This window comes from Sandaracinaceae bacterium (assembly GCA_016706685.1).
Classification (GTDB): domain Bacteria; phylum Myxococcota_A; class Polyangia; order Polyangiales; family Houyiibacteriaceae; genus JADJJE01.
Window position 1 is genome coordinate 84,807 of the sequence record JADJJE010000017.1, and the last position, 25,968, is coordinate 110,774.

The following is a 25,968-nucleotide window of genomic DNA, read 5'->3' on the forward strand; positions in this document are numbered from 1 at the left end:
GGTAGGGCGCAGGCTCGCGCTTGCGCTGCGCGTTCGGTCCGGCGTACACCCACCGCATGAGCAAGCCTGTCTATGGCCTCACGGGAGGCATCGCCTGCGGCAAGAGCACCGTCGCGGCGATGTTCCGAGAGCACGGTGTGGGTGTGGTGGACGCAGACTTGGTGGCGCGCGAAGTCGTCCTCCCTGGCACCGACGCGCTGCGGGAGATCGCGATCACTTTTGGTCACGCCGTCCTCGACGAGCACGGGGAGTTGCGCCGGAAGGTCCTCGGGGAGCTGGTCTTTGGGAACCCCAGCGCCCTCGCCCAGCTGAATGCCATCACCCACCCGCGGATCGCCGCGCTCGGGATGCGCCGGCTCATCGAGCTCCAGCAGAGCAGCGCGCCCTACCTGTTGTACGAAGCGGCCATCCTGGTGGAGCAGGGGGCACACAAGAACTTCGCCGGTCTGATCGTGGTGCGAGTGTCGCCCGAGGTGCAGCTGGCCCGCCTGATGGCGCGCGACGGGGCTGGTGAAGCGGACGCGCGCGCGCGCATCGCGAGCCAGATGCCCCTCGAACAGAAGGTCGCGCTGGCCGACTGGGTGATCGACAACGGGGGCAGCGAGGCCGAGACGCGGGCCGCCGTGGATGCACTCCACGAAGAGCTCCTCCGGCGGGGTAGACTCTTGCCATGAGTCCGCCCTGCATCTTGGTCACCGGCTTTCCGACCAGCTTCTTGGCGCTGCGCGTCGTGCGCAAGCTGCTGCGGGACACGCCGGACAGCCGCCTCCGCCTGGTGGTGCAGAGCAAGTCGCTCGAGCGCGCGCGAGAGCTGCTGGCTGACATGGAGGGGGCCACGCCTGGGCGCGTGCACGTCCTCGAAGGCGACGCCGCCAGCATCGACATGGGGCTGTCCGGGGCCGAGTGGGTGGCGCTCTCGGGTGAGGTGAACATCATTCACCACTGCATGGCCGTCACGTACCTGGGAGCCGAGCGTGAGTTCGCCACCGCAGCAAACGTGGGCGGCATCCGCGAGGCCGTGGAGCTGGCCGAAGCCGCGCCGAACTTCGAGCGGTTGGTGCACTGGTCGAGCGCGCTCGTCAGCGGCGCCAAGCGTGGCTACGTGCTGGAGCAGGACCTGGACGCCAGCCGCGGGTTCCGCAACGTGGTGGAGAAGACGCGCTTCCAGGCGGAGCGCATCGCGCGCGAGGCCCTCGACGGAGGCCTGCCGGTCACCATTCTGCGCCCGAGCCTGATCGTGGGCGACTCCCTCACCGGCGAGATCGACCGCCTCGAGGGCCCCTACCTGCTGGTCACGCTGATGCTGCACGCCCCGAGCGACCTGCGCATCCCCATGCCTGGGCCGGGCGACGTGAAGCTGAACCTGGTGCCCATCGACTTCGTGGTGGACGCGGGCCTGCACATCGCCTCCCTGCCCAGCTCAGTGGGCGAGACCTTCCACCTGGTGGACCCGAAGCCGCTGACCACGCGCCGCATCTTCGAGCTCATCGCGGCGCGCACCGGACGCCAGCCCCCCCGTGGGTTCGTCCCTGCGGGCTGGGCCACCACGCTGATGCGCACCCCCGGCCTCGAGCGCTTCGCGAACATCCCGCGCACGTTCCTCGAGCACCTGCTCACGGACGTGGTCTACGACGACCGCCAGGCGCGTCGCGCGCTCGAGGGGGCCGGCATCACCTGCCCGTCGTTCGAGACCTACGTGGATCGCCTGGTCCACTACGTGGAAGACCGCGAAGCCAGCCGCCGCCACGAGCAGGTCGAGGCCTTCGTGGACTCCGACCCCCTCGAATGACGCCACGCGTGGCGAGGCGTCGAAAAATCGTCCGAGCGCGAGCGCGCCCACCGCGGACGGGCGAAGGAATGCTCCCGCATTTCGAGCCCGGCCGCGCGGACGTAAGCCGCGCCCGGGCGATTTGGCGACGCCTCGCCCCCTAGCGGCCCGCGATGGTCATGGCGCTCACCCGGAACGTGGGCGACGCGACGCTGGTGCGGAGGTCGAGGTCGTTGGCCACTCCGTCGATGCGCTTGAGCAGCTCGTCGAGGTTCAGCGAGATCGTGACCTCGCTCACGGCGGGCCCGAGCGCGCCGTCTTCGATCAGGAAGCCGCTCGCGCCGCGGCTGAAGTCACCCGTCACCGCGTTGAAGCCGAAGCCCATCATCTCGGTGACGTAGAGGCCGCGTGGCGTGCGCGCGATGAGCTCCGCGGCCGTCTCTTCGCCCGGCTGCAGAACGAAGTTGGTGGTGCCGATGCCCACGCCCCCCGAGCTGCCGCGCGAGGCGCTGCCCGTGCTGGGCATGCCGAGCTTGCGACCAGCATACGAGTCAAGCAGGTAGGTCTTCAGCTCGCCACGCTCCACCACCACGTTGCGGCGGGAGACGAGGCCCTCGCCGTCGAAGGCGCGCGAGCCCGGCGCTTTGTTGATGAGTGGGTCGTCGATGATGGTGACCAACGGGCTCGAGACGAGCGTGCCCAGCCTGTCCACCAGGTAGCTGCTCTTGCGCCAGATGCTGCCGCCGTTCACGCAGCTGGACAGCAGCCCGAGGATGGCCCTGCCCGCGTCCGGGTCGAACACCACGGGCATCTCGGCACTGCCGATCTTCTTGGCGCCCAGCTTGCGCAGCGTGCGTCGGGCGGCCTCGCGGCCGACCTCCACTTCGTCGTCCAGCTCGGCCAGGAAGCGACGCGCGGCCCAGTGGAAGCCGCGCCGCTTCTTTCCGTCGGTGTCCTCGGTGAGCGGGTTGACCACCAGCGACACGTACGAGCCCTCGCCGTAGCCCCGGAAGCCCCCGCTGGTGACCAGCGCGCTGCCTCCCACGGCGCGGGACACGGTGGCCCCCTCGCTGTTGATGATGCGCGGGTCGAAGTCGAGAGCGGCCTTCTCGGCGCGCAGGGCGAGCTCGAGCGCGCGGCCTGCGGTGAGGCTGCCCATCAGCGGGTCGCACGTGTCGAGCGCCGGCCAGTCGGCCTCGCGGCTGAGCAGGCTGGGCTCGGGCCCGCCCGCGAACGGGTCCGGCTCGCTGAGCTGCGCGAGCTCGAGTGCGTCTTCCACCAAGCGCTTGCGACCCGCCTCGGTGAGGTCGCTGGTGTAGCTGACGGCCACCTGCTGGCCGACCATGACCCGCAACCCGATGGCGCGGGAGCCGGCCTCTTCCACCAGCTCGCGCTCCCCCAAGCGCACCTTCACGGAGAGGTGGGCACCCTCGCGCACGCTGGCTTCGGCCACACTCGCGCCGCCCTCGATGGCGCGGGCCACGATCTCGTCTCCCAGGCGGAGGAGCTGCTCGGCGCGACCTGCTGCTGTGTCGTTCTGGCTCATGGCTTCAGCCTCCCAGGTCCGTGCCGCCGACGGTCATCGCCGAGATCTTCACCGTGGGGCAGCCCACGCCCACCGGCACCGACTGCCCGTCCTTGCCGCACGTCCAGATGCCGTCCGAGACGGCCATGTCGTTGCCCAGCATGGCCACCTTGCGCATGACGTCGGGGCCGTTGCCGATCAGGTTCACGCCCTTGAGCGGCGCCGTGATGCGTCCGTCTTCGATCAAGTAGCCCTCCGTGAGCGAGAAGACGAAGTCGCCGTTGGTGATGTCCACCTGGCCGCCGCCGAACTTGCGGGCGTAGACGCCCCGCTTGACGCTCTGGATGATCTCGTCGGGGTCGCTCTCACCGTTGAGCAGCAGCGTGTTGGTCATGCGCGGCATGGGCGCGCTGCGGAAGCTCTCGCGGCGCCCGTTGCCGGTTGGGGTGACCCCGAAGAACTTGGCCGAGTGCTGGTCCTGCATGTAGCCCACCAGGCGCCCGCGCTCGATGAGCGTGCTGCTGGTGGGGGTGTAGCCCTCGTCGTCCACGTTGATGGTGCCGCGCCCCGACATGAGCGAGCCGTCGTCCACTACGGTGCAGAGCTCGCTGGCCACCTGCTGGCCGATGGCGTCCGCGTAGTTGCTGGTCTTCTTGCGGTTGAAGTCCGCCTCGAGGCCATGCCCGACCGCCTCGTGCAGCAGGATGCCGCTGTCGCCGGGGGCCAGCACCACCTCCATCTCGCCGGCGGGCGCTTCGCGAGCGTCCAGCATGGCGAGGGCCTGACGCACCGCCTCGGCGGCATGCGCCTCGGGCGTGTGAGTCTCCAGGTACTCCATGCCGGTGCGACCACCGCCGCCGGAGGAGCCGGTCTGACGCTTGCCGCCGGCCTCGGCGATGACGTTGACCCCGAAGCGCACCAGCGGCTGGCTGTCCCAGGCGAAGTGGCCGGCGCTGGTGGCCACCAGGATCTCGCGCAGCTCTTCGTTGAGGCTGGCGGTCACCTTCACGATGCGCTCGTCGAGCGCCCGCGCCGCGCGATCGGCACGCTCGAGGAGGGCCCGCTTGGCCACACCTTCCACGTCGAGCGAGTGCTGCACCACCGGGTAGCGCACCGGCAGGGTCTGCGACGTGAGCGCCACGGGCGCGACGCTCTTTCCCCCGCGTGCGATCTGCGACGCCGTGCGGGCCGCGTGCGTGAGGGCGTCCCAGTCGAGGCTCTCCACATAGGCGTAGCCCGTCGCGTCACCCTGCATGACCCGGACGCCGAGCCCCATGGTGACGTAGCGCCCGGCGGACTTGAGCAGCCCCTCGTCGTAGCCGTAGCTGCCGTTGACGGCGTACTCGAAGAAGAGGTCCGCGTAGTCCCCGCCCTGCTCGAGGGCCACCGCGAGGAGGCGCTCGGCGAGCGCGCGGTCGATGGGAGCGCTGCCCCCGGGAGCGAACGGTGCCTGGTATCGGGATGTCATGAAGTTGGCACCATACCAGGCCGCACTCGCTGACGCAGCGCGCAATCACTCTTCCGCTGCCCGGGGCGTTCGGGTAGAGTCGGCCCATGCAGGACTATCAGGAAGCCATGGTGAAGTCTCTCATCGCCGTCGCCTGGGCTGACGGTAAGGTGGAGGACGAAGAGACCGAGGTCATCGACGCGCTCATCTCGGCGTTCGAGCTCGAGGGCGCCGACGCCGACGCGATCCGTGAGTTCGCGAAGACGCCGCGCACGCTCGACGAGATCCCGCTCACCGAGCTGAGCCTGCACGACCGCCGCATGCTGTTGCAGCACGCGGTGATCGTCACGTTCATCGACGGGGACCAGAGCGCCGAGGAGCTGGCCCTGCTGGACGACCTCCAGAACCGCCTGCACCTCGAAGAGGCGGAAGCCAAAGAGCTGCGCGAGATGGCCACCTCGCGCGCGCAGCGCTTGCTCCAGCTGATGTAGCGCACGCGAGCGCGGTGGGGGTCACCGCGCTCCGGCCTCAGAAGTCGGTCTCGAAGGGGGAGGGTCCAGGCCGGCCGGGGCGACCGAACTGGCCCGGGGGCCCACCCCACTGGTTGCGGCGTGGTGAGCGGCACTGCAGCGCCCCCGTCCAGCGGTGCTTGATGATGAAGCGCACGCCGAACTGGTTGCGCGACGCGTTGCGGGCGCGCGGCAGGGCACGCGCAGTCGCCGCGTTCTCGAACCCGCCCGCGATGGGGCGACCGCGCTGGAACACCAGGTCGTCAGGGAGTCCGCTCGGCCCATAGCGGTAGTGCAGGCGCGTGAGCGTGAACTGAGCGTAGCGGGCCTGGCCCGGCTCCGAGGTCCAGGGCATGTGGCCCGGCAGCTCGGTGGCACCCAGCGCGTCGAGCGCGGTGGTGGGCACCCCCGCGCGTGCGCAGCCGAGGCAGCTGGCGTCCGACCCTCGCGGGGTGATGGGCCCCGCGTACTCCGTGAAGACCGAGCGCGGGGTGGCGCGCGAGAGCCGCGCGAAGAGCCGCTCGTACATGGCCTCGAAGTCGGCGGCCGAGGCTTCGCCGTAGCGCTGGTTGGTGGGCACGAAGCGGTTGCGGTAGTTGGCGGTGGTGTAGCGACCCTCCGGCGACAGGATGTGGATGGCGAGGTCCTGCTCCCCCTGGCTGTTGGCCAGGCCCAAGCGCACCGGCAGCGCAAAGCGCTCGCTGTCGTAGTGGAAACGCAGCGGCGAGAGCATGACGCGCCCCTGCTGGAGCGACGCAGCATGGGCTGGCGAGAGCGCAGCCAGGCGGCCGACGTTGATCTTCGCCACGAAGAACTTCATGCCCTCTTCGAGGTAGGGGCGGAACGCAGCGGCCGCCCCCTCGGGCACGGCGTAGCGCTGTTCGCGCAGCCACGTCTCGAGGCCCAGCGAGTCGCTCGCGCTGAGCACCACGATGTCGTACTCGCCGGCCTGGAACTGGCTCTCGACGCGCACGGTGGGAGGCTCCTCGACCTGGGCCGCGCTCATCCCGACCCCCTCGGCGCTGGCCGCCGACGTGGCCATGGCCCCGAGGCCGCGGCCGCCACCGCGCCCCGACATGGGGCATGGGTTCTGCTCCCACAGCTCCACCACGCGAGGTTGAGCCGCCGCCTGTACGGTGGCGAACACGGAGGGGTGCAGCGTGTGAACATCCCCCTCCTGCAGCACCACGGGCACCGGCACGATCAGCGCGAAGTCCTCGGCGGGCCCCAGGTAGTCGTTCTGGAACGCGAGCACCGTGCGGGTGCCCTCGCGGAGCATGACCACCACCGTCTCACGGTTGGGCAGCGCGCCGCGCTCCACCGGCGGGCCCGAGCGCGGCAGCGGCCTCACCATCATGCCGCACATGGCGGCCACGCGCGCCGGTGAGAGCCAGGCTACGGTGAAGGCAGCGAGTCCCAACGCGGCCAGCGCAGCCACGAGCAGGCCTCGCGTCACGGGAGAGCGCGGGGGACCAAGGCGACGCGGAGTCGGGTGCATGACCCGTAGGATACCCTAGACCGCCCGGCCCTTGGGCCTCCCGCGTGCACGCCTCAGGGAGCGGCCATGACGAAGGCGAAGAGCGCCGTGAGCACGGCCGGATCGGTGGGCAGCGTGTGCGTGCCCGGATAGGTGTCGAGCCGCGTCGGAACCCGCGCGGCCACCATGGCCTGGTGCGTGCGGGCGATGCCGGTGCGGCGCGTGTCGCTGTCCTCCGAGCCGATGGCGAAGGCCACGCGAACCCCGCGCGTGCGCATCACGTTCAGCGCGTTGCCGCGTGTCCGCGCGCTGGACCGCGCGCCGAGCACGACCGCCCCGCGGTACAGCTCGGGCCGACGGGCGAGCAGCGCCCAGCTGGTGTCGCCGCCCAACGAGAACCCGCAGAGATAGATGCGCGTGGCGTCGACGGGGAGGCGTTCGCGCAGCGCCGCGAGATCGGTGTCCAGGCGCTCCTCCATCCAGTCCACATAGGAGCCGAAGCGCGGTAGGTAGTGTGCGGTGGTGGGCTGGCCCGGAGGTAGGACGGCGATGTAGCGCGCGAAGGGCACCGCGCGACCCAGCCACTCGAGCTGCCCGGCGGAGGTGCCGTTGGTGGCGGCCAGGAAGACCACCACCGGGAGGGCCTCGCCGGGGGCGGGGTTGCCGCCCATGACCCGCACCTCCGAGGGCTGGTCGAAGAAGGCCGGCCGGACCTGAGCGGCGGCCATCGTGGGGAGTCCGCACAGCAGCAGCGAGAGGAGCCCGCCCCACCCGCCGAGGGTGCTGAACCGCTTGCCACGCGAGCCGTGATCCATGCCTGAGCGTAGCCAGATTCCGCTGTGGCTGACACGGCGAAAATTTCTCTGGCGAGTCGTCAAAAAACTGCTGGACACCCTGAAACCGGATTGCTACCTAAGGGGTGCACGTAGGCCTTTGACCGGTTGGCGTGCGCAGGCCCGGGCATACTGCAGTCCCTCCCCTCCTTGCACCCCCGGGCCTGACCTATTTCCACCCCCTGAGCTTCGGCTCAGGGGGTTTTTCGTTTTGCTCAGTTCCGACCAAGGGATGCCATTCCGCGAGCGTGCTGCTAGTCTCGCCCGCTACTTCCGCTGCGCCGCAGTATGCGCCGCAGCAGGCCAGCACCGCGCACGCGGAGCCCCCACCAGGAGATCACATGTTGCGTACCGCGATTCTAGGAGTCGGCCATCACGTTCCCAGCAAGGTCGTCACCAACGACGACCTCGCGAAGATGTTCGAGACCAGCGACGAGTGGATCCAACAGCGCACGGGGATCAAGGAGCGTCGCTACATCGACCACGTCCCGTGCGGCCCCAGCGATCTGGCCGTGCCCGCCGTGAAGATGGCGTGCGAGCGCGCCAAGATCGACGTCTCCGAGATCGACGCGATCATCTTCGCCACGCTCTCGCCCGACTACACCTTCCCGGGCAGCGGCGTGCTGCTGGGCGACAAGCTGGGGCTGCCGGGCGTCCCCGCGCTCGACATTCGCAACCAGTGCAGCGGCTTCCTCTATGGCCTCCAGGTGGCCGACGCCTGGATCCGCTGCGGCATGTACAAGCGCGTGTGCCTGGTGGGCGGCGAGGTGCACTCCACCGGCCTCGACTTCACCAACGAAGGCCGTGACGTGGCCGTGCTCTTCGGCGACGGCGCCGCCGCCACCATCCTCGGGCCCACGGAGGACGCGTCCCGCTGCGTGATCGACGTGCAGGTCCACTCGGACGGCAGCGGCGCGAAGCTGCTCTGGATCGAGTCCCCCGCCAGCTGCGAGATGCCGCGCATCACGCACGAGATGATCGACAACCGGAGCGTGTGGCCGTCCATGAACGGGCCCAAGGTGTTCCGCTGGGCCACCAGCAAAATGCCCGAGGTCGCCGAGCAGGTGCTGGCGCGCAACAACGTGACCGTGGACGACATCGCGCTGCTGGTGCCGCACCAGGCCAACCGGCGCATCAACGAGTTCGTGGCGCAGAAGCTCAACATCCCGCCCGAGAAGGTCATCCACAACATCGAGAAGTACGGCAACACCACCGCCGCCTCGATCCCTCTGGCCCTCAGCGAGGCCATCGGCGAGGGTCGCGTGAAGGAAGGCGACTTGGTGCTCTTCGCGGCGTTCGGAGCGGGCTTCACCTGGGGCGCGGGGCTCGTCCGCCTCTGAGCGGCGCGGGCGCTGCCTCGAACCCGTGTCCGAGATTCACCGAGACCGCGTCGCGGTCGTCATCAATGGCAACGCCAAGGACGTGACGCGCGAGCTGGTCGACGTCCTCGACCAGATCATCGCCAGCGGTGACCTCTTCGTCACCCGCTCGCTCGAAGAGGGGCGCGAGATCGCCCTCGAGATCGTGTCGCGCGGCTATCAGACGGTGCTGACGGGCGGCGGCGACGGCACTTTCTCACAGATGGTCACCGCCGTGGTGCACGGCTGCCACGACCAGGGGCGGCCGCTCCCGCGCTTCGGCCTGCTGCGGCTGGGGACGGGGAACGCGCTGGCCTGGGTGCTGGGGGCGCAGAAGCACCACCGCGGCGTCGTGGCCGACCTCGCTCGCCTCCGCCGTGAGGGAGGTCACCGCAACCTGCGCCTGCTGGAGGTGGAGGGCACGCTCGCGCCGTTCGCTGGGGTGGGCGTGGACGCGCTGGCGCTGCGCCACTTCAACGAGGTGCGCGACGTCATCGCCAAGATCCCGGTCCTGGGACGCTATGGGCGGGGGCGTTTCAGCTACTTCGTGGCCATCGCGGGTCGCACCCTGCCCGAGGTGCTGGTGCGCTCGCACGCCCACATGCGCGTCATCAACGAGGGGGAGGACGCCTACCGCGTGGGGGCCAACGGGCAGCCCGAGGGCCCGCCCATCCGGCGCGGCGAGACGGTCTTCGAGGGCCTGGCGCGCGCGGTCACGTTTTCCTCCATTCCCTACTGGGGCTTCGGGTCGCGCATCTTCCCGTTCGCGGACGACCGGGAAGACCGCTTCAACCTGCGGATCGTGAACCTCGAGTCCATGGATGTGGCGCTGCACATCCGCAGCATCTGGAACGGGACCTTCCGCACACCGCGGCTGGTGGACTTCCTGGTGGACGCCGTGCGCATCGAGAGCGATGAGATCCTGCCGGTGCAAATCGGGGGGGACGCGGCCGGGACGTCGCGCTGCATCCACGCCAGGCTGTACCCCGAGCCCATCGCCGTGGTGGACTTCTACGCGCCTCCTCCCATCTGAGCGGATGCGTTGACCGCGAGGGCCATGCTTCGGTAGCATCCCGACCCGAACCTGTGTGAACCTAAGGGGTTGCATGCCTGCCCAGTCCTCTCTCGTGCGTGCGCCAGGGCTCATCGCGCTCGCGCTGATCGCCTTCGCCCTCGCCGCCCCCCGTGTCGCGGCCGTGCCCGTGCACGGCATCGTCAGCCTTCCCCGTCCGCCCGCCGCCGCCCCCGCCCCGGCGGCCGAGCGCACACGCCGTGATCACTACTGGAACGTCTGGGCAGAGCTGCTGGACCCCGCCAGCCCGCGCGTGCCCACCGAGCGTGAGGTGAGTGTGGTGCTGACCGGCGAGGCCAACCCCCGTTCGCGGGGCTGCTCGTACCGTATCGAGGGAGGTGACCTCTTCCCACGCACCTTGGTGGCGCAGGCCAACACGCGCATCTCGCTCGAGAACCGGGACGGCACGGCGCACCGCGTGTACTCGGACACCCTGCCGGGCCTCACTCCGCTCCGCACCGCGCCAGGGCGCGCGCGTGAGGTGGCCGTCCCCGACGCCGGGCGCTGGGAGCTGCGCGACCGGGAGTACCCCCAGCTGGTTGGGCACCTGGTGTCCATCCCCGACCTCGCCGCCTGCGCCACCGTCACGCCGCGTGGTGAGTGGCGCTTCAGTGATGTCGCTCCGGGCACCTACACGCTCAAAGTCTATCGCGCGGGCCAAGAGGCACACGCCGCACCCTTGACCGTCGCCGCCAACGCGCGCGACGTGGTCGTCGAACCCATCCTCCTCACGGGTAACTGAAGAACATGCTCTCTCGCCTCTGGTACATCGTCCTGGCCGCGTTGGTCGCCGCCGCGCTCATGGCGACCATGCTCGCGCAGAACGCCTACAACCGCACCTTCGCGGCCCGCCTCAGCGACGACCTGGTGCGCGATCGCACCGAGCTCGAGCTCTGGCTGCGCCTCGAGGCGCGCACGCGTCTCGACGCCATCGCGCCGCTCGGAGCCAACGGCGACGTGCGCGTGGCCTTGGCGACGGCGACCGACCGGCGCGACCGCACGGTGGTGGACGCGGCGCTGCGCACCGGGCTCGAGCGCCAGCTCACGCGCCTGAACGACGCGCTCCAAGAGGGCAAGGCGGACATCTTGTTCGCGGTGGACCTGCAGGGACAGATCATCGGCCAGGTGGGTGGGACGGCGCCGCCGCCCGGCGCGAGCCTCGAGCAGTTCCCGGTCGTGGTGCGCGCGCTGCAGGGCTACGCCACCGATGACGTCTGGACGTACAACGAGCAGCTCTACCGCGTGGCCGCGCACCCCGTGGCCCACAACGGGCGCTACGTGGGCGCCGTGGTCCACACCGCGGAGATGAACCAGACCTTCGCCGAGCGCCTGGCCGGGCGCATCCCCGGGGCGAGCGTGGGCTTCTTCGCGGAGGAGCGTGTGGTGGCTTCGTCGACGCCGTCCGGTGTCGCCAACGCCCCGGGCACACCCGAGTTCACCGCCAGCCTTGCCGCCGCACGCGCCGACGAACAATACGTGGCGGGCAACGGCAGCGCGCCGCTGCCCCTCGGCACCACCGCGGTCGCCATCTACGCCCCGGTCACCGGCACGGCCACGCACGTGGGCGCCGGATACGTGGTGGGCCGGCCCAACCACGCGGTGCAGTCGCCGATGGCCATCTTCGACAACGCCACCCCCGAAGACCGCGATCAGGTGCCGCTGCCGCTCATCATCGTGGTGGCGCTGGTGATGGGACTCCTCGGCATCGGCTTCAGCTTCCTGGAGCACGACCGTCCGCTCAAGAAGCTGCGCGAAGGTGTCCGCGTGCTGGCGCGCCGCGAGGTGGACCGCCTGGACATCGCGGCGTATGCCGGTGGCTTGCGGCAGGTGGCCGACGACATCAACACCGCGCTCGACAAGGTGGCCTCGGAGGGCCGTGCGGCGGCGCCGCGCGTGTCGGCCAACTTGGACGAGATCCTGGGCGCCGCGCCCGCCGAGCGAGACTCCGTGCCGTACTTCGGCTTCGCGACCGACGGAAAGGCCAGCATAGACGCCATCCCCGCAGCGCCCCCGGCCATGGCTCCTGCGCCTGCGAAGGCCCAGGCTCCCGCGCCGTTGCCTCCGGCTCCGGTGGCCGCCGCTGCGCCGCCGCCCCCACGCCCCGCCCCGCCCACTCCCGCTCAAGCGGCGCCGCCGCCCGCGCCTCCGAAAGCTGCGGCACCGCCGCCACCCGCGCCCGTGGCAGCAGCCCCCGCCGCCCCGCCCGCCCCTGCGGCGGCACCGCCCGCGCCGCCGGTGCAGGCCGCAGCGCCGCCCCCTCCCGCCCCCCCGGCTCCGGTTCGCCCGCGCCCACCGGTCGACGACGACGACGGCGACGACGAGGACGCCACGATGGTCGCGTCCATCCCCCAGGAGCTGCTGGCGCAGAGCTCGAGCGAGAGCGCTGCCAACGAAGAAGAGCGCCACTTCCGCGAGGTCTACGACCGCTTCGTCGCGCTGAAGCAGGAGTGCGGCGAGAGCATCGCGGGCCTCACCTTCGAGAAGTTCGAGGTCACGCTGCAGAAGAACCGCGACGCGATCCTGGGCCGCCACGAGGCCGCCCGCGTGCGCTTCACGGTCTACACCAAGGGCGGCAAGGCCGCGCTGAAAGCCACGCCACTCAAGGAGTAGCTCACGAGCGGCCGGTGCGCGTGGCACGGAGGATTTCGGGCTCCGCCAGCTGCCCCAGCGCGGCGACCAAGTCGGTGACCGTACGGCGCAGCTCACTCATGGCGGGCTCCTTGGGGCGGCTGTCACGCTCGTCCATGTAGAGCGCACGGCTGAGCTCCAGCTGCACGGCGTGGACGCCAGCCGCAGGCCTCCCATAGTGCGCCGTGCTGTGCCCGCCGCGGTAGGGTGTGTCGTGCGCCACGCTCAGGCCGAGGGCGCGGAAATGGCGGTCCACGGCGTCAATCACGCTGGGGGCCGCCGAGGTGCGCCCGAGGGTGCCGGGCACCACGTCGGCGCGCGTGAGGATGGGCCCACCGCGCACGTCGCGCCCTACCGAAGGCATGGAGTGCCCGGCCACCAGGATGGCGTAGCCGTGGCGTGCCACGGTCTCGTCGATCAGCGCTCGCAGCTGCGCGTGGTAGGGCTCGTAGAACAGGGCGAGACGCCGTGCATAGCGCTCGGTGCTGAGGGGGCGACGAAGCACTGGCGCACCGTCCGTCGCCATGCGCCAGATGACCCCGCGACCTCCCGTGGGGTGAGCGCTCGGTGCGTGGAGCACGGAGAGCGGATCCACGTCGTTCGCGCTGCGGTTGAGGTCCACCACGTAGCGCGAGACCTTGGCGCACAGCAGCGTCGCGCCGACCGACGGTGCCTGCTCGAACAGCGCATCCACCCAAAGGTCGGCGTCACGCATGAGCGCATCTTTCGGGGCGAACAGCTCGTCGGCGACCTGCTCGGGGACCGCGAGGCCCGCGTGCGGAACCTCCACGATCACCGGGCCCGGAACGCCCGCCGGCCTCACCAACTCGAAGAACGACATCGAAGCGAGGTGTATCGCGGAACGCTGCGAGCGGAAAGGCTGCCGAGGAACCGCGAGAGACTGGGAATAGAGGGGACGGCCATACGTAAACTAGGCACCAAAGCGCTTCGTGCGCGCGGTGCACGGTAGTCAGGCGCCGCGCGGTCCGGTATGTTGCGGTCACGCGCACTCCCATCATCGTGCGCGAGAGGAGTTTCGAATGGTCTTCGGAAGGGTTATGAACTTCGTCAAGGACGGCATCCAAGAGATGCTGATCCAGCGTCCGGACGACAAGAAGAACCTGATCGTCTACAAGCATCCGGAGAACACGATCCCGACAGGGGCGCAGCTCACCGTGGATGCCGACGAGGCCGCGGTGTTCTTTCGTGACGGCGGGCTGGTCGGTGCGCTCCGCACGGCCGGTGTTGGCCAGCGCCACACCCTCACGTCGCAAAACATCCCCATCCTCGGCCGCCTGGTGGACAGCGTCACGGGCGGCAACATCTTCCTGACCGACCTGTACTTCGTCACCATGCGCCCCATCTACGGGCAGCGCTTCGGTGGCGCGCTCGGCTACATCGAAGACCCCATGCTGGGCGAGATGGTGTCGCCCCGCATCTTCGGTGAGTACGCCTTCCGCATCTTCGACCCCGAGCGCTTCATCGTGAACTACGTCGGGTTGCAGAACCCGGGCAGCAACGAGGACGTCTCACGCTGGCTCACCGGCAAATTCATGAACTCGGTCACCACCGTCATCGGTGAGGTGATGGAGTCGGAGCAGAAGAGCATCCTGCAGCTCATGCGGCTGCAGCAGCAGCTGGCGCAGACGTTCCTGCAGCGCTGCCCGGACCTCAACGAGATCGGTGTGCAGATCACCGACGTGGGCGAGTTCCGCGTCAACCTGGACGAGGCCGAGGAGGCCCAGCTCAAGGCCGCGCAGGCCGAGATCGGTACGGCCAAGCGCCAGGCACGGGCCGCACAGATCGGCATCGGGACCGCGCAGGCGCAGGCCGCGCAGAAGCAGTTCGAGCTGGATCAGAAGTTCCAACAGGACGCGCGCTACGTGCAGGGCCTCGCGGGCGGCAACTTCGGCGCATACGCTGCCGGTGCAGCCATGATGGGTGCTGGCGAGGGCATGGCCAAGGGAGGCGGCGGCGAAGGCGGTGGTGGCGGCATGATGGCCGGCGCGGGCCTCGGCGCGGGCTTCGGCATGGCGAACATGATGATGGGCGCCATGCAGCAGCCAGGGCAGGGGCAGCAGCCTCAGCAACCGGCAGCGCCCGCAGCCGCGCCCTCGGCGGGCGGCACCGTTCAGTGTCCCGGCTGCAAGGCAAACGTCGCCCCGGGCAAGTTCTGCGCGGAGTGCGGCACCAACCTGAGCCCGGCGCCGCGCTTCTGTCCGTCCTGTGGCACGCCTGGCGCCCCCGGGTCGAAGTTCTGCATGAACTGCGGCACGGGCTACCCGGCTTGAGCCGAGCTGGCCTGCGGGCGAAGCAAGCGCGACGGGCGGAGCCACGGCTCGGCAGCCCGTCGCGACTGCGGCTTCTCGCCCCCACGCGGGCCGAGCGATGGTAAACTAGGCGCATGCGCTTCTGTCCCGCATGCGCTTCGCGCTTCTCCCAAGACGTGAGGTTCTGCCCCACGGATGGGCAGCCCACGCAGCAGCTCCCGGACGAGAAGCAGGAGAACGTGGACCCGCTGCTGGGCTCGGTGGTGGATGGCCGCTATCGAGTAGACCGCGTGCTGGGTGAAGGCGGCATGGGCGTGGTGTACGCCGCCATGCACGTCACGCTCGGCAAGCGCGTGGCGCTCAAGGTGCTGCGCGGCGAGATGGCCCGCGACGACGAGGTGGTGAAGCGCTTCGTGCAGGAGGCGCAGGCGTCTTCCTCCATCGGCCACGCCAACATCATCGACATCACGGACTTCGGGCGCCTGCCGGACGGCACCTCGTACTTCGTCATGGAGTACCTCGAGGGCCAGTCGCTCACGCAGCTCATCGAGCAAGGCGGCTCCATGGGAGGAGACGAGGCGCTGGGCATCATCGAGCAGGTGGCGTCGGCGCTCAGCGCTGCCCACGGGCGCGGCATCATCCACCGCGACCTCAAGCCAGACAACATCTTCCTGGTGAAGCGAGGCCACCAGAACCACTTCGTGAAGGTGCTGGACTTCGGCATCGCGAAGGTGGGCGGCGCGAACAGCAAGCTCACCAAGACCGGCATGGTCTTCGGCACGCCCTACTACATGTCGCCCGAGCAGGCGGCGGGTCAGACCATCGACGCGCGCACCGACATCTACGCGCTGGGCATCATCATGTACGAGATGTTCACCGGACAGGTGCCGTTCGATGGCGACACCTTCATGGGCATCTTGAGCAAGCACATGTTCGAGGCGCCCGTGCCGCCACGTGAGCGCGTGGCGGCCGCCCAGCTGCCGGCCGAGCCCATCATCCTGCGCTGTCTCGCCAAGCGCCCCGAGGATCGCTACCCCAGCATGGACGCGCTGATCGGGGATCTGCGCTCGGTGGACTCGATAGCGCCCGTGGCCATCGGCAAGTCAGCGAGTCAGGCGCCGCCACGCAACGTCGCGGGCAAGATCCACACGCCGGCTGGGCGCATTCGGCAAGCCGCCGCCACGGGTGCCACGGGCTCGGGCGCAGGCACGGGCCGCTGGGTGGTGCTGGGCATAGTCATGGTGCTACTGCTGCTGGGCGGTGTGGCGGGCGCCGCCATGGCGCTGATGCAGCCGCGTGACGAGGCGGCAGGGGCCATGGCAGAGGTCCCGCGCGTGACCAGCGTGGCCGCGCCCGACTCTGCGCCCCACGCACCGCTCCCCGCCGCGGCAGCCACCGCCGTGCCAACCCCCGTTGCGGCTGCAGCGCCCGGCGCAGACGAGGTGGTCCTCGAAGCCCCGCGCTCCATGATCTTGATCCTGACGGATCCAACCGGGGCCATGGTGGAGCACGATGGCGCGCTGATCGGCAACACCCCGCTCGAGTTTCCGCGACCCGACAGCAGCGCGTCTACCGAGCTGGCCATCTCGCTGTCGGGCTACGAGGACGCACGCGTGTCGGTGTCCACGCACTCACCCGACCGCATCGAGGTCAGCCTCAGCGGCGACGCTTCCCGAGGTCGTCGCGGGAGCGCGAGCAACACACGCCCGACCGCCACCCCCTCTGCGGCAACCCCTGCCCCGGTCACCCCCGCCCCCGTCCCCGTCCCCGCCGCAGTTCGCGCGCCGGACGTCGTTGATCCGTGGGACCGCTGAGTCGCCCTATGCCATCGACACACCCCCTGCTTCGTCTCGTCTTCGCGCTGGTGCTCAGCTCCGTGCCCGCGTGCGGTGGCGGTAGCACCGCCGGACCCACCACCGGGCGGGCCACGCGCTACGTCAGCGTGGAGGGTCCGGGGGCTACGCACTACTCCACGGATGTGGCCGCCGAGACCCCGGCGGACGACGACGCAGGGCGCATTGGGCAAGCGGCCATCGAGCTGGGTGCGGGCGCCGGGCACACCCTGACGCTGGATGCCCGGCTCTCGCGGCTGGCGTCCATGGTGGGCGGTGAGATCGTCACCCAGGGCAACGCGCCCACGCCCGATGTGGTGCAGTTCTTCGCGCGGCACCTCGGGCTGGTGGAGCCTGTGCCTGCCGTGGCCTATGTGACCTACGCGGACAGCGAGACGGTGATGGCGAGCCTCGCTGTGCAGGTGACGGACCTCTTGAGCCGCGACACCTTCACCCACGTGGGCGTCGCCACCCTGCCGCACCCCGAGGGGCACTTGGCGGTGCTGGTCATGACGCACCGTGGCCTCGAGCTCACCGCCGTGGAGCGCACGCGCGCGACGGGCGCGCTCTTGCTTTCGGGCACGTTGCTGGGGGAGCTGCAGAACCCCGAGGTGGTGCTGCTGCACCCCGATGGCCACACGCAGCGGGCGCCAGCGGGCGCGGGTCCACGCTTCCAGGTGCGGCTGCTGCTGCCGAGCGCTGGCGTGTATGCGGTGGAGGTGCTGGCGCGTGGCAGCGCGGGCATCACGGTGCTGGCCAACTTCCCGGTCTACGTGGACGAAGCCGTCCCCACGCGCCTCGCCATCAGCGCGGCCGACTCGCCGGGCATCGCCTCCGCGCAAGACGTGCAACAGGCCCTGGTCGAGCGTATCGCAGAAGAACGTGTTCGGGCTGGCGCGCCGCCCCTCGAGCTCCACGACGGGCTCGCCGCCGTGGCCGAGGCGCACTGCCGCGACATGGTCACGGGCGGCTTCGTGGGCCACGACTCCCCCTCCACCGGCACGCCGGCCATGCGCATCACCGCGGCGGGGCTCGCCAGCGGCCTCATGCTCGAGAACGTGGGGCGTGGCTACAGCGCGAGCGAGCTGCACAGCGGCTTGATGGACAGCCCGGGCCACCGCGCGAACATCGTGGACGCGCGCGTCACGCACCTGGGCATCGCCGTGGTGGCGGTCCAGGACGGCGACCGCACGGCGTTCCTCGTCACGCAGATCTTCACCCAGATGACCGCCCGCGTGGACACGGCGGCCGCTCCCGCGCAGCTGGTGCAGGCCATCAACGAGGGGCGTCGCGCCCGCCGCGCCGGGCCCGTGGAGTCCGACGAGCTGCTGGCCCAGGCGGCCCAAGAGGCTGCCGAGGCGTACTTCGCCGACCCCACGCTGACCGAGCAAGACGTGACGGACCGCGCCAGCGCCGCGCTGCGCCGCTTCGCCATCGCCTACCGGCGCGTGGGCGCGCTCATGACCATCGTCACGCGCATCGAAGACGCGGGGCGCCTCGAGCCCACCTTCGACCCCGACGTCACCACGCTGGGCATCGGCGTGGCGCAGGGCAACCGGCCCGACCAGCCCCCCAACGCCATTGCCGTGGTCATCGTGCTGGGCTGGCCACGCTGACCGGTGCGTGCGGGGTTGCCCTTCAGCCGCGGCGCTTGGGGGTCCACGCCCAGATCATCTCGCACTCGATGGGCTGACGTTCGCTCTCGTCGGTGACCGTCACGGCCACGGTGACTTCTCCCTTCGGCTGCGTGCGGATGGACGCGAGCTGCTCGGGCGTGAGCGTGGCGACGGCGCGCAGGCCTCCCTTGGCGCGCTTCGGGTAGTCGATCCGCATGCTCTTGATGACGGGTACCGCGTCGTCCGGCACGTTCATGCCCACCAGGTACCCGGTGGCGGACTCGGCCACGAGCGCCATCGCCACCGCGTGCAAGCCGCCGATGTGGTTGCGCACGTGCTTCGCGTTCGGGATCGAGACCACGCACCGATCGGCGCTCAGCGACTCGACGCGCACGCCGCTCGTGCGCACGTAGGGGATCAGGCGACCGAAGGCCAGCGTGAGCAGCTGCTCGCGCGCGAACGCGGGGAGCGCCTCGGTCTTGGCGACGATGCGGTGGAGCTTGTTCGGGGAGTGCGTCTGGCTCATGCGCCACGCTATGAACTGGCACGGGCGGGTCGCCAAGTGGGAGACTGCCTCCCATGACGAGTGACGTGACGGCGCTGACAGGCGTGTATCAGGCAGATGGATCCCTGAGCGGCGAGCTGCGCTACGTGGTGGGCAAGCTGCTGGGCAGCGCGCACTGTGCGCTCTGCGACATCACACACGGCTCGGTGCGCGAGAAGAAGGGCTTCGCGGCGTGCCGTGAGGCGCTTCCGGTCCCGCTCCGCAACGTGCATCTCGACGAGCGGTCACCCGAGGTTGCGCGCTTCACCGAGGGGCGAACGCCGTGTGTCGTCGGGCACACGGCAGACGGCCTGGTGTTGCTGTTGGACGCGGCGGCGCTCGAGGCGTGCGACGGAAGCGTCTCGCGTTTTCGCCACGCGCTCGACGAGGCCCTCGCGACACGAGACCTCCGCTTCGCCATGCGTCCCTGAAGTGCGCAGCGCGCAGGCCACCGCGTGGCTCGATTCATGCTTCGAGAGGGCGGTACACCCTCTCAGGAGTACGACCCATGAGCAGCGCCAAGACCCCCAACGACCCGTCCACGTCCCCCGTCGGTGACGCCGCCCCGCGGCTGCGCGAGGAGCTCGAGCGCTGGCGCACGGACCTGCGTGCCATCGCCGACGAGGTGCGCGTCAAGATCCACCTGGGCAGCCTCGAGGCCAAGGACGCATGGAGTGACCTCGAGCCCAAGGTGCACGAGTTCGAGCAGCGAGCGGAGAAGGTGAAGACCAGCATCGGCTCCGAGCTGAAGCAGGTTGGCGCCGGGCTCAAGCACGTGGGCGATGACCTCAAGCACGTGGGCAAGGACCTCGAGCACGCGGGCACCACCCTCAAGAGCGAGCTGGTGCGGCTGCGCGACCGCCTGGCCAAGGGGTGAGCGGGAGGCGCGGCACGCGTGGCGCACCTCTTGCGCAGACCCCGCGCACCGCGCCAACACTGCGCCGATTGCTGGATTGGTGAGTGAGATTGGCGCAAAGGGTGCGCGTTCCCCGGCAAAAGAGGCTTGGCCCGAGGGTTGCTTAGAGCGCACTTCGTGTCCACCCTCCCCCCCATGACGAGGATGCGATGAGCGCCGCCCACTTGCTGGGTGTCGTCGCTGCGGGTGCCGTCGCCGGCTTGGCGAGCGTCCCGCACTGCATGGGGATGTGCGGTCCCCTCGTGGCCGGCGTCTGCGCGGGCCCACGCGAGGGGCTCCGCTATCAGGCCGGTCGGACGCTCTCCTACGGGCTCCTCGGCGGGCTGGCCGGCGGGCTGGTCGCCCTGACCGTCAGACCGCTGCCGGTGGAGTTCGCGTCACAGGTGCTCGGCGTGACCATGGCGCTGGGGTTGCTCTGGGTCGCGTTCCGCCTCGCGTCCAGCGCCCCTCGTGCAATGGCGGCCCCTGGCGGTGAGGCGAGCGACGTCGAGCTGAGCGGCGTCCTCGTCCCGCTCCGCACCAAACCGAAGAGCGCTCCCACTCCCTCCCGCTGGGTGCGCTTGGTCCGTCCGTTTCTGGCGTCTCCCTTGCTCGTGGGCGCACTGAGTGCGCTGCTGCCGTGCGCCGCGCTCCTCAACATGGGCGTGCTGGCCGGCGCAAGCGGCAGCGCCACTGCGGGCGCGCTCATCGGCGTGGCCTTCGCGACCACCACCGGCGCAGGCCTGGCCACCAGCGTGTGGGCGAGCACGCTGTTGCGTCAGTCGCGCGCGGGCTCGCTGCTCGTGGCCGGCGTGCTGGTGCTCGGCGCCGGCATCGTCACCGTGCGCGCCATGCCGGGCCTGCTGGGCCAGGCCCCCATGACCGAAGGCGGGGCCGCATGCCACGCCGACCCCATCGCCACCGGACGCGAGGCGCCGCGATGAGCACGGCCGCCCGCTCCACCGCGTGTGACCACTGCGGACTGCCGGTCAACGTCGCCGGCGAGCGCTTCTGCTGCGACGGCTGCGCCAACGTGTACGCCCTGCTGCACGCGGAGGGGCTCGCGCGCTACTACGACCTGCGCCGCGGCGTGGGGCGCCCCCAGAGCGACGAGCGCGCGTTCGCCGCCGGGCCGTGGCTGGAGCTGCTGGAGGACGAGCTCACGCGCGCCGAGCTGGAGCGCCCGAACGAGACCTTCCGGACGGAGCTCGACATCGACGGGCTGCACTGCGGTGCCTGTGTGTGGCTGATCGAGAAGACCTTCGCACGCCACGCCGAGCAGGCTGGAACACCCGCGCACATCGTGGTGAACCCGGCGCTGGCGAGGGCCTCGCTCGAGCTCTCGCCGCGCTTTCCCCTGCGCGCGTGGCTGGAGGAGCTGGCGCGCTTCGGCTACCGCTCGGGCCCAGCCTCGGACGACGACCGCCGCAGCACCAGCTCGGGGCTCCTCATGCGCACTGGGCTGTGCCTCGCCCTGGCGGGGAACATCATGCTCTTCTCGCTGGCCCAATACGCGGGCCTCAGCGGCGGCGAGCTCGCGCGGCACGTGCACCTCATGACGTTCGGGGCGGCGACGCTCAGCGTGCTGATCGGCGGCACCGTGTTCCTGCGCTCGGCGTGGGCGTCGCTGCGCGCGCGCGTGCTGCACTTCGACGTGCCCATCGCGCTGGGCATCGCGCTGGCCTACAGCGGCGCGGCCGTGCGCTTCTTCCTGGGCGACGGTGAGACCCCCTACCTCGACACGGTCGCGGTCTTCATCGCGTTCATGGTGCTTGGGCGCTACCTGCAGGAGCGGGCCCTCGAGCGCTCGCGCCGGCGCCTGCTGAGCGACGACTCCCATCGCTCGCTGTTGACGCGTCGCCTCGTGGCGGAGACCCAGCGTGAAGAGCTGGTGGCGTGCGACGCGCTCGAGGCCGGCGACACCATCGTGCTGCGGCGCGGCGACCTGGTGCCCGTCGCGGCCCGCGCGCTCGCGTCCACGGCCTGCTCGCTCGACTGGATCGAGGGCGAGAGCGAGCCGCGACGCTTCGAGGAGGGGGCCACCCTCCCGGCCGGTGCGTTCTACGTGGGCAGCGCGCCCGCCCGCGTGATCGCCACCGAGCGCTTCGCCGACTCCGCCGTGCTCCGGCTGCTGCAGCGCGACCGGCAGACCACGCCGCGCCAGGACGCCTTCTGGACGCTGCTCTCGCGCTACTACGTGGTGGGCGTGCTGGGTGCGGCCACGCTGGGCTTCACGCTCGCCTACCTTCGCAGCGGTGACCCCATGGAGGCGCTGGCCATCGCGACCGCCGTGCTGGTGGTCACGTGCCCGTGCGCGTTCGGCATCGCGGTCCCGCTGGCGCACGAGCTGGCGCACGCCGAGCTGCGGCGCCACGGCGTGTTCCTGCGCAAGCCGGGCGTGCTGGACCGGTTGCTGGCGGTGCGGCGCGTGGTGTTCGACAAGACCGGCACGCTCACCACGGGCGCGCTGCGGGTGGAGTCGTCCGTGGGAAACCATCCGGGTGCCCTCGACACCAGCCTGCCCCGCCCAGCGCAGAGCGCCCTCCAGGCGCTGGTGGGGGCGCAGGATCACCCCAAGAGCGTGGCGCTCCGCAAGGCGCTTCGCTCGGCCCCGTACGACGCCGAGATCGCGTCCCATGTGGTGGAGGTCCCAGGGCGCGGTGTGGAGGTGTTGCACCAGGGCGCGCGCTACCGCCTGGGCGCGCCCGCCTGGGCCACTCCTCTCCGCGTGCCCGAGCAGGTGGATCTGGTCTTCGCGCGCGACGGGCACCCGCTGCTGACGCTGGTGACCCACGAGACCGTGCGCCCTGGCTCGGCCCAGCTGGTGGCGGACCTGCGCGAGCGCGGCGTGACGCCCTACATCTTGAGTGGTGACCGTCAGGCGCGCGTGGATGCGCTGGCGGCGTCCGTGGGCATGAGCCGCGCGAGCGACGGCGGGGCGCCGGCGGGCTGCGCGCTGGGCGACGCCTCACCGGACGAGAAGGCGGCGTTCATCGAGGCGCTGGGCGGCGAGGGCACGCTGATGGTGGGCGACGGTCTCAACGACGCGCTGGCCCTCGACCTGGCCGAAGTGTCGGCCACTCCCGTGAGCGACCGCCCGTTCGTGGCCAGCCGCTGCGACTTCTACCTCACGAGCGTGGGCCTCGGCGGCATCCGCGACGCGCTCGATGTGGCGCGCCACCTGCGACGCGTGGTGCGCATCGATCTGATGATCGCGGTCGTCTACAACGTGGGCGCGGTGCTGATCGCCATGAGCGGCGCCATGCGCCCGTGGCTGGCCGCCATCCTCATGCCGGCCAGCTCGCTGCTGACGGTGGCCTTCACCGTCCACGCCATGACGCGTGGACGCCGCCAGGTGCCGAGCGCGCGCGCGCTCCCCACGGCAGACGGGAGCCTCTCATGGAGGTGATGTCCCTGCTGCTCTTCATCGGTGTCGTGTTCGTACTCACCGCGGCGCTCGCGTTCCTCAAGAGCGCGCACCTCGGGACCTTCGATCACACCGAGCGGCTTGCCCTGCTGCCGCTCGAGGACCCCCAAGACCCCCCGCGGCAGAGTGTCGCGCCGGAACAGGAAATCGAGAATGCAGACCCAACGAATCGAGTATGACGACCGCATCGTGAGGGCGTTCCTATGGGCGTCGGTGATCTTCGGGATCGTCGGCATGCTCGTGGGCGTCGTCGTCGCGCTGCAGCTCGCGTGGTGGCCCGCGAACGCGGCGCCCTGGCTGAGCTTCGGCCGCCTCCGCCCCCTGCACACCAACGCGGTCATCTTCGCGTTCGTGGGCAACATGCTCTTCGCGGGCGTCTACTACTCCACGCAGCGCCTGACCAAGGCGCGCATGGCGTCGGACAAGCTCTCGTGGTTCCACTTCTTCGGGTGGCAGGCGATCATCGTCGCGGCCGTGGCCACCCTGCCCTTCGGCTTCACGCAGGCCAAAGAGTACGCCGAGCTCGAGTGGCCCATCGACGTGGCCATCGCGGTGGTCTGGCTCGTCTTCGCCACCAACTACTTCTGGACGCTGAAGAACCGCCGCGAGAAGCACCTCTACGTCGCGCTCTGGTTCTACATCGCGACCATCGTGACGGTCACGATCCTGCACGTGGTGAACAGCCTCGCCATTCCCGTGAGCGGGCTCAAGAGCTACTCGGTGTTCGCCGGCGTGCAGGACGCGCTGGTGCAGTGGTGGTACGGCCACAACGCGGTCGCCTTCTTCCTCACCACGCCGATCCTCGGCATCATGTACTACTTCCTGCCGAAGGCGGCTGACCGGCCCGTCTTCAGCTACCGGCTCTCGATCATCCACTTCTGGGGCCTGGTCTTCATCTACATCTGGGCCGGCCCGCACCACCTGCTCTACACGGCGCTGCCGGACTGGGCGCAGACGCTGGGCATGGTCTTCAGCCTCATGCTGTGGGCGCCGTCCTGGGGCGGCATGCTCAACGGCCTGCTCACGCTGCGCGGCGCGTGGGACAAGCTGCGCACGGACCCGGTCCTCAAGTTCTTCGCGGCCGGCGTGACCTTCTACGGCATGGCCACGTTCGAGGGTCCGCTGCTCTCCATCAAGAGCGTCAGTGCGCTGGCGCACTACACGGACTGGATCATCGGTCACGTGCACGCGGGCGCCCTCGGCTGGAACGGCTTCATGGCGGCCGGCATGTTCTACTGGTTGGTGCCACGCCTCTACGGCACCAAGCTGCACTCGGTCGCGGCGGCCAACTTCCACTTCTGGATCGGTACGTTCGGCATCCTCCTCTACGTCACCTCGATGTGGACCGCGGGCATCCAGCAGGGCCTGATGTGGCGCGAGATGGCGCCCGGTGGCGGTCTCGCCTACCCCGACTTCGTCGAGACGCTGACGGCGCTCCGCCCCATGTACTGGATGCGTCTGGTGGGCGGCACCATCTACTTGGTCGGCTTCATCATGATGGCGTGGAACCTCTTCATGACCGCGCGCAGCGGCGCCCCGGTCAACGGACAGGTGGACGTGGCCGTGGACGCCACACCGGAGGAGCAGGGACCGAAGGCCACGCTCAAGGAGCTGGTGTTCGCGCCGCCCGTGCTGGTGAGCGCGCTGGTCATCGCGATGATCGTCGTCGCCGGCTACCTCGAGGTCGTCGCGTCGCTCACCTTCGTGGTGCTGGCGTTCACCGTGGGCTTCTTCGCCATGCTGCTGCTCAGCATCAGCAAGCAGCCCGGGAAGCCCACCTGGCACTCGCTCATCGAGGGGCGCTCGGGCGTGTTCACCGGGCTCACCATCCTGGCGGCGCTGGTCGGTGGTGTGGCCGAGATCGTGCCGAGCGTGGTGGCGGCCCCCGAGGCCATCACCAGCACCACCAACCTGCCCTACAGCGCGCTCGAGGTGGAGGGCCGCGACGTCTACCTGCGCGAGGGTTGCTACACCTGCCACTCGCAGATGATCCGCCCCTTCACGTGGGAGACCGCACGCTATGGCGCGGTGTCCACGCCGGACGACTCCATCTTCGACCACCCGTTCCAGTGGGGCTCGCGCCGCATCGGTCCGGACCTCGCCCGCGTGGGCGGGAAGTACTCGCACACCTGGCACTTCCGCCACATGGTGAACCCGCGCGAGATCTCGGCCGAGTCCAACATGCCGCCCTTCGCGCACCTCGCGGGGGAGGGCCTCGACTTCTCCGAGACCGCCGCGAAGATGCGCGCGCTCCGCACGGTGGGTGTCCCCTACACGGCCGAGCAGATCCAGCGCAGCGAGCAGAGCGCCCACGCGCAAGCCCAAGAGATCGCCGACTTCCTCGCGCGCGAAGCGGGCACGCGTTTGTGCGCCGGTGACACGCAAGACCCCGAGACCTGCGACCTGGTCGTGGACAGCCGCATGACGGCGGTCATCGCCTACCTGCAGCGGCTCGGGCAGATCCCCGCGGACGGCATGTACGACGCCCCGGCAGGCGACACGGTCGCTGCCACCACAGGAGTAACCCCATGATCAGCTGGCTCGCCTCCGACTTCTTCTCGCAGAGCCCGGTGCTGGCCCTCCCCGTGGCCGCGCTGCTGCTCTTCATGACCCTCTTCACCGTGATGGCCGTGCGTGCTCTGAAGCTCCCGGCCAGCGAGGTGCAGAGCCTCGCCGACCTCCCCATGACCCGAGACACCGAGCGCGTCGCCTCCGAGAAAGATGAGAGCCATGTCTGACAGCAACCGGCATGACGAGATCCAGGGTG

General features: G+C 70.3%; 23 protein-coding genes. 17 read left to right on the forward strand and 6 right to left on the reverse strand.

The annotated features are described in order from the left end of the window. Nucleotides 1-56 precede the first annotated feature (56 nt). A complete protein-coding gene (locus IPI43_21315; GenBank protein ID MBK7776640.1) occupies nucleotides 57-674 on the forward strand; it encodes a dephospho-CoA kinase in 618 nt (205 codons plus the stop codon). Then, nucleotides 671-1,789, forward strand: a complete 1,119-nt coding sequence (locus IPI43_21320; protein ID MBK7776641.1) for an SDR family oxidoreductase — start codon at nucleotides 671-673, stop codon at nucleotides 1,787-1,789. Before IPI43_21315 ends, IPI43_21320 begins: the two co-directional genes overlap by 4 nt. A gap of 139 nt (nucleotides 1,790-1,928) precedes the next feature. Here IPI43_21320 and IPI43_21325 read toward each other — a convergent pair whose 3' ends face one another. Beyond that, nucleotides 1,929-3,314 (reverse strand): TldD/PmbA family protein, encoded by a 1,386-nt coding sequence (locus IPI43_21325; GenBank protein ID MBK7776642.1) that lies wholly within the window; start codon nucleotides 3,312-3,314, stop codon nucleotides 1,929-1,931. 4 nt (nucleotides 3,315-3,318) lie between these two features. Continuing rightward, nucleotides 3,319-4,761 (reverse strand): metalloprotease TldD, encoded by a 1,443-nt coding sequence (gene tldD, locus IPI43_21330; protein MBK7776643.1) that lies wholly within the window; start codon nucleotides 4,759-4,761, stop codon nucleotides 3,319-3,321. 86 nt (nucleotides 4,762-4,847) lie between these two features. On the opposite strand from tldD, the gene IPI43_21335 reads away from it, so the two are divergent. After that, the gene (locus tag IPI43_21335; protein MBK7776644.1) at nucleotides 4,848-5,231 is read left to right on the forward strand and encodes a TerB family tellurite resistance protein; all 384 of its coding nucleotides are present in this window, start codon (nucleotides 4,848-4,850) and stop codon (nucleotides 5,229-5,231) included. A 37-nt stretch (nucleotides 5,232-5,268) separates the two neighbouring features. Here the strand turns inward: IPI43_21335 and IPI43_21340 are convergent, their stop codons facing one another. Together IPI43_21340 and IPI43_21345 are read right to left on the reverse strand one after the other, a co-directional pair. Next, a complete protein-coding gene (locus tag IPI43_21340; GenBank protein MBK7776645.1) occupies nucleotides 5,269-6,747 on the reverse strand; it encodes a DUF2330 domain-containing protein in 1,479 nt (492 codons plus the stop codon). Nucleotides 6,748-6,800: 53 nt separating this feature from the next. Beyond that, the gene (locus tag IPI43_21345; protein MBK7776646.1) at nucleotides 6,801-7,541 is read right to left on the reverse strand and encodes a dienelactone hydrolase family protein; all 741 of its coding nucleotides are present in this window, start codon (nucleotides 7,539-7,541) and stop codon (nucleotides 6,801-6,803) included. Between the two features lie 359 nt (nucleotides 7,542-7,900). Between IPI43_21345 and IPI43_21350 the strand changes: the two genes are divergently transcribed. The 4 genes from IPI43_21350 to IPI43_21365 all read left to right on the forward strand — a co-directional run bounded on the left by IPI43_21350 (nucleotide 7,901) and on the right by IPI43_21365 (nucleotide 12,599). Continuing rightward, on the forward strand, nucleotides 7,901-8,899 hold the full coding sequence (locus IPI43_21350) for a ketoacyl-ACP synthase III (protein ID MBK7776647.1): 999 nt from the start codon (nucleotides 7,901-7,903) through the stop codon (nucleotides 8,897-8,899). Between the two features lie 34 nt (nucleotides 8,900-8,933). Next, nucleotides 8,934-9,950 carry a hypothetical protein gene (locus IPI43_21355; GenBank protein ID MBK7776648.1) on the forward strand — a complete coding sequence of 339 codons (1,017 nt, stop codon included), beginning with the start codon at nucleotides 8,934-8,936 and terminating at the stop codon, nucleotides 9,948-9,950. Between the two features lie 73 nt (nucleotides 9,951-10,023). After that, nucleotides 10,024-10,731 (forward strand): hypothetical protein, encoded by a 708-nt coding sequence (locus tag IPI43_21360; GenBank protein MBK7776649.1) that lies wholly within the window; start codon nucleotides 10,024-10,026, stop codon nucleotides 10,729-10,731. 5 nt (nucleotides 10,732-10,736) lie between these two features. Next, a complete protein-coding gene (locus IPI43_21365) occupies nucleotides 10,737-12,599 on the forward strand; it encodes a hypothetical protein (GenBank protein ID MBK7776650.1) in 1,863 nt (620 codons plus the stop codon). 1 nt (nucleotide 12,600) lies between these two features. Here IPI43_21365 and IPI43_21370 read toward each other — a convergent pair whose 3' ends face one another. After that, a complete protein-coding gene (locus IPI43_21370; protein ID MBK7776651.1) occupies nucleotides 12,601-13,458 on the reverse strand; it encodes an N-formylglutamate amidohydrolase in 858 nt (285 codons plus the stop codon). A 217-nt stretch (nucleotides 13,459-13,675) separates the two neighbouring features. Between IPI43_21370 and IPI43_21375 the strand changes: the two genes are divergently transcribed. From IPI43_21375 to IPI43_21385, 3 genes are all read left to right on the forward strand, one after another. Continuing rightward, nucleotides 13,676-14,908 carry an SPFH domain-containing protein gene (locus tag IPI43_21375; GenBank protein ID MBK7776652.1) on the forward strand — a complete coding sequence of 411 codons (1,233 nt, stop codon included), beginning with the start codon at nucleotides 13,676-13,678 and terminating at the stop codon, nucleotides 14,906-14,908. A 113-nt stretch (nucleotides 14,909-15,021) separates the two neighbouring features. Beyond that, a complete protein-coding gene (locus IPI43_21380; GenBank protein MBK7776653.1) occupies nucleotides 15,022-16,701 on the forward strand; it encodes a serine/threonine protein kinase in 1,680 nt (559 codons plus the stop codon). An 8-nt stretch (nucleotides 16,702-16,709) separates the two neighbouring features. Beyond that, complete coding sequence (locus tag IPI43_21385) at nucleotides 16,710-18,335, forward strand: CAP domain-containing protein (protein MBK7776654.1); 1,626 nt, start codon at nucleotides 16,710-16,712, stop codon at nucleotides 18,333-18,335. 22 nt (nucleotides 18,336-18,357) lie between these two features. Here the strand turns inward: IPI43_21385 and IPI43_21390 are convergent, their stop codons facing one another. Continuing rightward, complete coding sequence (locus tag IPI43_21390) at nucleotides 18,358-18,861, reverse strand: DUF4442 domain-containing protein (protein MBK7776655.1); 504 nt, start codon at nucleotides 18,859-18,861, stop codon at nucleotides 18,358-18,360. A gap of 53 nt (nucleotides 18,862-18,914) precedes the next feature. On the opposite strand from IPI43_21390, the gene IPI43_21395 reads away from it, so the two are divergent. From IPI43_21395 to IPI43_21425, 7 genes are all read left to right on the forward strand, one after another. Further along, the gene (locus tag IPI43_21395) at nucleotides 18,915-19,310 is read left to right on the forward strand and encodes a hypothetical protein (GenBank protein ID MBK7776656.1); all 396 of its coding nucleotides are present in this window, start codon (nucleotides 18,915-18,917) and stop codon (nucleotides 19,308-19,310) included. A gap of 77 nt (nucleotides 19,311-19,387) precedes the next feature. Then, nucleotides 19,388-19,756: a hypothetical protein gene (locus IPI43_21400; protein MBK7776657.1), complete on the forward strand. Its 369-nt coding sequence runs from the start codon at nucleotides 19,388-19,390 to the stop codon at nucleotides 19,754-19,756. A 188-nt stretch (nucleotides 19,757-19,944) separates the two neighbouring features. Next, complete coding sequence (locus IPI43_21405) at nucleotides 19,945-20,718, forward strand: sulfite exporter TauE/SafE family protein (GenBank protein ID MBK7776658.1); 774 nt, start codon at nucleotides 19,945-19,947, stop codon at nucleotides 20,716-20,718. After that, nucleotides 20,715-23,183 (forward strand): heavy metal translocating P-type ATPase metal-binding domain-containing protein, encoded by a 2,469-nt coding sequence (locus IPI43_21410; protein ID MBK7776659.1) that lies wholly within the window; start codon nucleotides 20,715-20,717, stop codon nucleotides 23,181-23,183. Before IPI43_21405 ends, IPI43_21410 begins: the two co-directional genes overlap by 4 nt. Then, the gene (locus IPI43_21415) at nucleotides 23,183-23,380 is read left to right on the forward strand and encodes a hypothetical protein (GenBank protein ID MBK7776660.1); all 198 of its coding nucleotides are present in this window, start codon (nucleotides 23,183-23,185) and stop codon (nucleotides 23,378-23,380) included. The genes IPI43_21410 and IPI43_21415 overlap by 1 nt, the downstream gene beginning before the upstream one ends. Beyond that, nucleotides 23,355-25,733 (forward strand): cytochrome-c oxidase, cbb3-type subunit I, encoded by a 2,379-nt coding sequence (gene ccoN, locus IPI43_21420; protein ID MBK7776661.1) that lies wholly within the window; start codon nucleotides 23,355-23,357, stop codon nucleotides 25,731-25,733. The genes IPI43_21415 and ccoN overlap by 26 nt, the downstream gene beginning before the upstream one ends. Next, nucleotides 25,730-25,939: a hypothetical protein gene (locus IPI43_21425; protein ID MBK7776662.1), complete on the forward strand. Its 210-nt coding sequence runs from the start codon at nucleotides 25,730-25,732 to the stop codon at nucleotides 25,937-25,939. The genes ccoN and IPI43_21425 overlap by 4 nt, the downstream gene beginning before the upstream one ends. Nucleotides 25,940-25,968: the final 29 nt, after the last annotated feature.